General features: G+C 71.7%; 7 protein-coding genes. All 7 read left to right on the top strand.

The features are described from left to right. Positions 1 to 972 (top strand): NAD(P)H-dependent glycerol-3-phosphate dehydrogenase (locus G6038_RS29745; protein WP_165042394.1); only part of this gene is annotated, 972 nt, incomplete at its 5' end. Positions 973 to 976: 4 nt separating this feature from the next. Further along, on the top strand, positions 977 to 2098 hold the full coding sequence (locus G6038_RS29740) for a cystathionine gamma-lyase (protein ID WP_165042392.1): 1122 nt from the start codon (positions 977 to 979) through the stop codon (positions 2096 to 2098). Positions 2099 to 2147: 49 nt separating this feature from the next. Next, complete coding sequence (locus G6038_RS29735; RefSeq protein ID WP_346772952.1) at positions 2148 to 3254, top strand: D-alanine--D-alanine ligase family protein; 1107 nt, start codon at positions 2148 to 2150, stop codon at positions 3252 to 3254. Positions 3255 to 3350: 96 nt separating this feature from the next. After that, the gene (locus G6038_RS29730; protein ID WP_165042390.1) at positions 3351 to 4655 is read left to right on the top strand and encodes a glutamate-5-semialdehyde dehydrogenase; all 1305 of its coding nucleotides are present in this window, start codon (positions 3351 to 3353) and stop codon (positions 4653 to 4655) included. 81 nt (positions 4656 to 4736) lie between these two features. Next, a complete protein-coding gene (locus G6038_RS29725; protein ID WP_165042388.1) occupies positions 4737 to 5618 on the top strand; it encodes a MoxR family ATPase in 882 nt (293 codons plus the stop codon). 1 nt (position 5619) lies between these two features. After that, positions 5620 to 7071: a VWA domain-containing protein gene (locus G6038_RS29720; RefSeq protein WP_165042386.1), complete on the top strand. Its 1452-nt coding sequence runs from the start codon at positions 5620 to 5622 to the stop codon at positions 7069 to 7071. A gap of 91 nt (positions 7072 to 7162) precedes the next feature. Next, positions 7163 to 7812, top strand: a 650-nt coding sequence (gene nadD, locus G6038_RS29715) for a nicotinate-nucleotide adenylyltransferase (RefSeq protein ID WP_206025842.1), incomplete at its 3' end; no start/stop codon positions are given.

Raw genomic sequence — 7812 nt, 5'->3', positions numbered from 1 at the left:
GGGTCGTGGGGGACGGCCTTCGCGAAGGTACTGGCGGAGGCCGGAACGGACGTGACGATCTGGGCGCGGCGCGCGGAGGTGGCCGAGACGATCGCCACCCGGCACGAGAACCCGGACTATCTGCCGGGCGTCGAGTTGCCCTCGACGTTGCGGGCCACCGCGGATCACCGTGTCGCACTCGACGGAGTGGACTTCCTCGTCCTCGCGGTGCCGTCGCAGACGCTGCGCGCGAATCTCGGGGCGTGGCGCCACGACATCGGTTCCGACACGACCCTGCTGAGCCTGGCGAAAGGCATCGAGGGCGGCACCCTCATGCGGATGAGCCAGGTGATCGCCCAGGTGACGGGCGCCGAACACGACCGCATCGCGGTGTTGTCCGGGCCGAACCTCGCCCGCGAGATCGCCGATCGGCAGCCTGCCGCCACGGTGATCGCGTGTTCCGACTCCACCCGGGCGCTAGAGATTCAAAGAGCTTGTGCAACAGGGTATTTCAGGCCCTACACGAACACCGACGTGATCGGCTGCGAGATCGGCGGCGCGTGCAAGAACGTCATCGCGCTCGCGTGCGGCATGGCGGCCGGAGTCGGCCTCGGCGACAACACGATCGCCTCCATCATCACCCGTGGGCTGGCCGAGATCACCCGGCTGGGAACTGCCCTCGGTGCCAAGCCGGCCACCCTGGCCGGGCTGGCGGGGGTCGGCGACCTCGTGGCCACGTGCACCTCGCCGCTGTCGCGTAACCGTTCGTTCGGGGAGCGGTTGGGCAGGGGAGGGACGCTCGAGAGCGCCCAGGAGGCCACGCACGGCCAGGTGGCCGAGGGGGTCAAGTCGTGCACCTCCGTCCGGGCGCTGGCGGCCAGTTACGACGTGGAGATGCCGCTCACCGACGCCGTGCATCGCGTCTGCTACGAGGGCATGTCGGTGCCCGAGGCGATCGGGTTGCTGCTCGGCCGCCGGATCAAGCCGGAGTGAGACCGTGCCGGGCGACTCCACACGCTGTGTGAAAGCTGTTGCTGCCGAATATGTTCCGGGAGATCCGCTGCAGCCCGGTCCGGTCCTCGCCGCCCCCTACCAGCTCGGCCGGGAGGGCACGGAGACCGACACCTACGCCCGCGCCTCGAATCCCGGTTGGCGTGCCCTCGAATCCGCGCTGGCCGCGCTCGAGGGGGCGGCCGCGGCCCGGGTCGTCGGGTCCGGGATGTCCGCGGTCACCGTCGCGCTGCGGGCGCTGACCCGGGGCGGCGGCACCGTCGTCGTCCCCGCCGACGGGTACTACCAGGTGCGCGAGTACGCGCGGGAACGCCTCGAGCCCCTCGGGATCACGGTCCACGAACTCACCGCCGCCCAGTTCGGCGACGGCAGTCTCCGCGCTGTCCTCGCCGGCGCCGGCGAGGGCGCGCTCGTGCTTGCCGAGACCCCGTCGAACCCGGGACTGGACGTCGTCGACCTGCGCGCCACCGCGGCGCTGTGCCGGCCGGCCGGCGCCCTGCTGCTGGTGGACAACACCACCGCCACCCCGCTGGGGCAGCAGCCGCTCGCGCTGGGCGCGGACATCGTCGTCGCCAGCGGCACGAAATCGCTCAGCGGGCACAGCGATCTGCTGATGGGGTACCTCGCTGTCGCCGACGGGGCACTCGTGCGGGTCCTCGACCGGGAGCGCCTGCTCTCCGGGACGGTTCTCGGCCCGTTCGAGACGTGGCTGGCGCACCGCAGCCTGGGCACTGCCGGGCTGCGCTTCGACCGGCAGTGCGTCAACGCGCTCGCCGCGGCGGCGATGCTGCGCGAGCATCCCGCCGTGCGCGGCGTCCGATACCCCGGTCTGATCGACGATCCCGCCCACCCCGTCGCCGCGGCACAGATGCGCCGGTTCGGGCCGCTGGTGACGTTCCGGCTCGACGGCGAACAGCAGTTCCACCGGTTCGTCGCGGCGAGCGAGCTCGTCACCGCCGCGACCAGTTTCGGGGGCATCCACACCACCGCCGACCGGCGCGCCCGCTGGGGCGATCCCGTACCGGCCGGCTTCGTGCGGTTGTCCTGCGGGATCGAGGACACCGCCGACCTGCTCGACGATCTCGACCGCGCGCTCTCCCGGTGCTGAGCAGGACTCGGGTATCTACCGGGGCGGGCGCACCGGTACGGTTTGTGCCGTGAGCAGACCCCGTATCCGGGTGGCCGTCGTCTTCGGCGGCCGCAGCAACGAACATTCCGTCTCCTGCGTTTCGGCGGGCAGCATCCTGCGCCACCTCGACCCGCAGCGTTACGAGACCGTCCCGATCGGCATCACCACCGACGGCGCCTGGGTGCTCGCCGACACGGATCCGGAACGGCTCGCCAAGGCGGGCCGCGAGCTGCCGACCGTCGACGCGGAGGGATCGGCGCTGGTGCTCACCGCCGACCCCACTCGGGCCGGTGACATCGTCGCCCTCGACGAGGGCGAGTTCGGCAAGGTGCTCGCCTCCGTCGACGTCGTGTTCCCGGTGCTGCACGGTGCCTACGGCGAGGACGGCACGATCCAGGGGCTGCTCGAGCTCGCCGGCGTTCCCTACGTGGGACCCGGCGTGCTCGCCAGCGCCGCCGGGATGGACAAGGAGTTCACCAAGAAGCTGCTCGCGGCCGAGGGTCTGCCCGTCGGATTCCAGGTCGTGCTGCGCCCCGGCGCCGCGACGCTCACCGAGGAGCAGAAGCAGCGCCTCGGCCTCCCGGTCTTCGTCAAGCCCGCCCGCGGCGGCTCCTCCATCGGGATCAGCCGTGTCGCGGACTGGGCGGCGCTCGACGCGGCGATCGAGAAGGCCCGCCGCCACGACCCGAAGGTGGTCGTCGAATCCGCGATTGTCGGTCGCGAGGTCGAGTGCGGCGTGCTCGAGTTCCCCGACGGCGACGTGCGCGCCAGTGTCGTCGCCGAGATCCGGATGCCCGACCCGTCCGGCGATCACGAGGCGTTCTACGACTTCGACACCAAGTACCTCGACGACGTGTGCGAGTTCGACGTGCCCGCCAAGCTCGACGACGACGTCTCCGGCCGGATCCGTGAGCTCGCGGTCCGCGCCTTCCGCGCCCTCGACTGCCAGGGCCTGTCCCGCGTCGACTTCTTCGTCACGGACGACGGGCCGGTGATCAACGAGATCAACACCATGCCCGGGTTCACGTCGATCTCGATGTATCCGCGTATGTGGGAGGCCAGCGGTCTCGAATACCGCACGCTGCTGTCCACGCTGGTGGACACCGCCCTGGCACGGGGGACCGGGCTGCGCTGATCCGCCCTGGCGCGGGGGACCGGGCTGCGCTGATCCGCCCTGACGCGGGGGACCGGGCTGCCCGGATCCGCCCGGGCGCGGACTAGTCTGGGGGCCATGACTGCCGTGACCCCTGACTCATCTGCAACCGTTTCCGGGGACGTCCGGGCGACCGGTGCCGGGGACACCCGCGAGGCCGTGCACGCCGCGGCCCGTCGCGCCCGCGTCGCCTCCCGCCGGCTCGCCCTGCTCACCACCGCGCAGAAGGACGCCGCCCTGCATGCCGCCGCGGAGGCGGTGCTCGCCGCGTCCGCCGCGGTGCTCGCCGCGAACGCCGAGGACATCGAGACCGCCCGCGCGGCGGGCACCGAGGAGTCCCTGCTCGACCGGCTCCGGCTGACGCAGGCCCGCGTCGAGGGCATCGCGGCGGGGCTGCGGCAGGTCGCGGGGCTGCCCGACCCGATCGGCGAGGTGGTGCGTGGCTCGACCCTGCCCAACGGCCTCGAGATCCGGCAGATGCGGGTGCCGCTCGGCGTCCTGGGGATGGTGTACGAGGCCCGGCCGAACGTCACCGTCGACGCCTTCGGCCTGGCCCTCAAGTCCGGCAACGCGGCCCTGCTGCGCGGGTCGTCGTCGGCCGCCCGCTCCAACGCCGCCCTCGTCGAGGCCCTGCGCGGCGCCCTCGCGACGCAGGAGCTGCCAGAGGACGCCGTGCAACTGCTGCCCAGCGCGGACCGGTCCTCGGTCACGCACCTCATCCAGGCACGCGGACTCGTCGACGTCGTCATCCCGCGCGGCGGTGCCGGCCTGATCTCCGCCGTCGTCCGCGACGCCACCGTGCCCACCATCGAGACGGGCGTGGGCAACTGCCACGTGTACGTGCACGCGTCGGCCGATCTGGACATGGCCGAGAAGATCGTCGTCAACGCCAAGACCCGCCGGCCCAGCGTGTGCAACACCGCCGAGACGATTCTGGTGGACAAGGCCGTCGCCGACACCGCCGTACCCCGGCTGCTGCAGGTGCTGCAGAACCACGGCGTCACCGTGCACGGTGACCTGCCCGGCCTCGAGCCGGCCACCGAGGCGGACTGGGCGGAGGAGTACCTGAGTCTCGACGTCGCGCTCGCCGTCGTCGACGACCTCGACGCGGCCGTCGAGCACATCGACCGGTACGGCACCGGCCACACCGAGGCGATCGTCACCTCCGACCTCGCGGCGGCCCGGGAGTTCTCCGCGCGGGTCGACGCCGCAGCCGTTATGGTCAACGCCTCGACGGCGTTCACCGACGGCGAGCAGTTCGGGTTCGGGGCCGAGATCGGCATCTCCACCCAGAAGCTGCACGCACGCGGCCCGATGGGACTGCCGGAACTCACCTCCACCAAGTGGGTGGTGTGGGGCGACGGCCACACCCGGCCGGCCTGAGGGTTCGCGACAGCGCTCGACGAGACCCGGACCGGACGAGACCCGGACCCGACAGGGCCGGCCCCGACGAAAGGACACAGCGTGGACCGTGCGCTGCCGACCACCCCGCCGATCTTCGCCGACGTCGACGAGGTGATCGACCGCCTCGCCGAGACCGGATACCTCGCCGACAAGGCCACCGCCACCGCGGTGTTCCTCGCCGACCGCCTCGGCAAGCCGCTGCTCATCGAGGGCCCCGCCGGTGTGGGCAAGACCGAGCTCGCCCGGGCGGTGGTGCAGACCTCCGGCGCCGAGCTGGTGCGGCTGCAGTGCTACGAGGGTGTCGACGAGTCGCGGGCGCTGTACGAGTGGAACCACGCCAAGCAGATCCTGCGGATCCAGGCCGGCACCGACCATTCCTGGGACGCGACGAAGCAGGACGTGTTCTCCGAGGAGTTCCTCCTCCCGCGCCCGTTGCTGACCGCCATCCGCCGGGAGGATCCGACGGTGCTCCTGGTCGACGAGGTCGACAAGGCGGACGTGGAGATCGAGGGTCTGCTGCTCGAGGTGCTGAGCGATTTCGCGGTGACCGTGCCCGAGCTCGGCACCATCAGCGCCACCCGCAAGCCCTTCACGGTGCTCACCTCGAACGCGACGCGGGAGCTGTCCGAGGCACTCAAGCGACGCTGCCTGTTCCTGCACCTCGACTTCCCCGACGCCGACCTCGAGCGCCGCATCCTGGCGAGCCGGGTACCGGAGCTGCCCGAGACGGTCGCCGAGCAGCTCGTGCGCACGGTCCGGGTGCTGCGCGGCATGCAGCTCAAGAAGCTGCCGTCGGTGGCGGAGACGATCGACTGGGGCCGCACGCTGCTCGCCCTGGGCCTCGACACCCTCGACGACGCCGCCGTGCGGGCCACGCTCGGGGTGATCCTCAAACACCAGTCCGATCAGCTGCGGGCCGCGGCCGAGCTGCGGTTGAACTGACATGGCCGGGGCACGCCCGCCGGTGCGGGACCAGGGGCCGTCGGCGCCGCACGGCCTGCCCGGCCACCTCGTCGGGTTCGTCGAGGCACTGCGCCGCCGCGGCATTCCCGTAGGACCGTCCGAGACCGTCGATGCCGGCCGGGTCATGTCGGTGCTCGATCTGCTCGACCGGGACGCCCTGCGGGAGGGGCTGGCGTGCGCGCTGCTGCGCCGGCCCACTCACCGCCCGACCTTCGATGCCCTGTTCGACCTGTGGTTCCCGGCGGCGGTCGGGCGCCGCGAGGCCGGCGGGATCGATCCGGCGCTGCCGCGCACCCCGGACGGCGAGATCGACTTCGAGGCGCTGCGGGACCTGATCGCCGAGATGCTCGCCGACGACTCCGCCGAGGCGTTCGAGCTCGTCGAGCTGCTGACCGCGCAGATCGTCGAGGAGCTGGGGCAGTACACGTCGGGCAACGGACCGTCGTTCTCGGCGTACCAGGCGCTGCGCCAGGTGTCGCCCGAAACGCTGGTGTCGAAGATCCTGGAGGGCCTACTCGGCAACGCCGGCCCGGAGGAGCGGGATCAGGACACCGAGTACGCCACCGAGGTGGCGCGCCGCACGGCGGCGCGCCGAGTGGCGGATTTCCGGGCCATGGTCGAGCGCGAGACGCGTCGCCGCACCGCCGAACAGGTCGGACGAGACCGCGTCGCCACCTACGGGGTGCCCAAGCTCGCCGAGGAGGTCGACTTCCTGCGTGCCACCGACGCCGAGCTCACCGCGCTGCGCCGCAGCGTCACCCCGCTGGCGCGGCTGCTGGCGAGCCGGCTCGCCGCGCGCCGGCGGCGGGCCCGCGCGGGAGCGATCGACCTGCGCCGGACGTTGCGCAAGTCGATGTCCACCGGCGGGGTGCCCATCGACCTGGTCAACCGCAAGCCACGCCCGGCCCGTCCGGAGCTGGTGGTGCTCTGCGACGTCTCCGGATCGGTCGCCGGCTTCTCCCACTTCACCCTGCTGCTCGTGCACGCCCTGCGCGAGCAGTTCTCCCGCGTCCGGGTGTTCGCGTTCATCGACAGCACCGACGAGGTCACCCACCACTTCTCCGCCGGCGCCGACCTCGGGGCCGCCATGTCGCGGATGCTGCGCGAGGCCGAGCTGATCGCCTACGACGGCCACTCCGACTACGGTCACGCTCTGGGCGTGTTCACCGAGCGGTACGCGCACAGCCTCACCAGTCGCAGTTCCCTGCTCGTGCTCGGCGACGCGCGGACCAACTACCGCGATCCCAATCTCGGCGCCCTCGAGCATATGGTGGCCGTTGCCCGGCACGCCCACTGGCTCAACCCGGAACCGCGCGGCCAATGGGGAGCCGGAGATTCGGCGGCGAAGGTGTACGGCGAGGTGATCACGATGCACGAGTGCCGGTCCGCGCAGCAGCTCGCGCAGGTGGTGGCGGGCCTGCTGCCGGTGTGAACCCGTAAGCTGGACAATCGTGCATGAGCCATCCGCCCCGAATCCGGCGCCGCGACGTCGCGTCGGTGACACGCGACGGCGCGTCGGTGTCATGGGCGGCACCTTCGACCCCATCCACCACGGTCACCTCGTCGCAGCCAGCGAGGTGGCCGACCGGTACGACCTCGACGAGGTCGTGTTCGTGCCCACCGGGCAGCCGTGGCAGAAGTCGGGGCGCGAGGTCAGCACGGCCGAGGACCGCTATCTGATGACGGTTATTGCGACCGCCTCGAATCCGCGGTTCTCCGTCAGCCGGGTCGACATCGAGCGGGACAAGGCCACCTACACCGTCGACACGCTGCGCGACCTGCGTTCGCTGATGCCCGACGCCCAGCTGTACTTCATCACCGGCGCCGACGCGATCGCCTCGATCCTGTCGTGGCAGAACTGGACCGAATTGTTCGAACTGGCCCGGTTCGTGGGAGTGTCGCGTCCGGGCTACGACCTGCACGTCGAGCACCTCGCCGAGCATCTCGAGAAGCTGCCGGCCGACACCGTCGGTCTCGTCGAGATCCCCGCGCTGGCGATCTCCTCGACCGACTGCCGGACGCGGGTGCGTGACCACCGGCCCATCTGGTACCTGGTGCCGGACGGAGTGGTGCAGTACATCACCAAGCGCAACCTGTACCGACCCGCCAACTCGCGGCGCCTCGACGGGGCGGCGACCGTGTCATATCCCCACGCCGAGTCCCACCCCAACCC

Source organism: Rhodococcus sp. 14C212 (assembly GCF_011058195.1).
Taxonomy (GTDB): domain Bacteria; phylum Actinomycetota; class Actinomycetes; order Mycobacteriales; family Mycobacteriaceae; genus Rhodococcus; species Rhodococcus aetherivorans.
The sequence above is the reverse complement of the archived record's forward strand: the minus strand, read 5'-3'. Positions and strand labels throughout refer to the sequence as shown.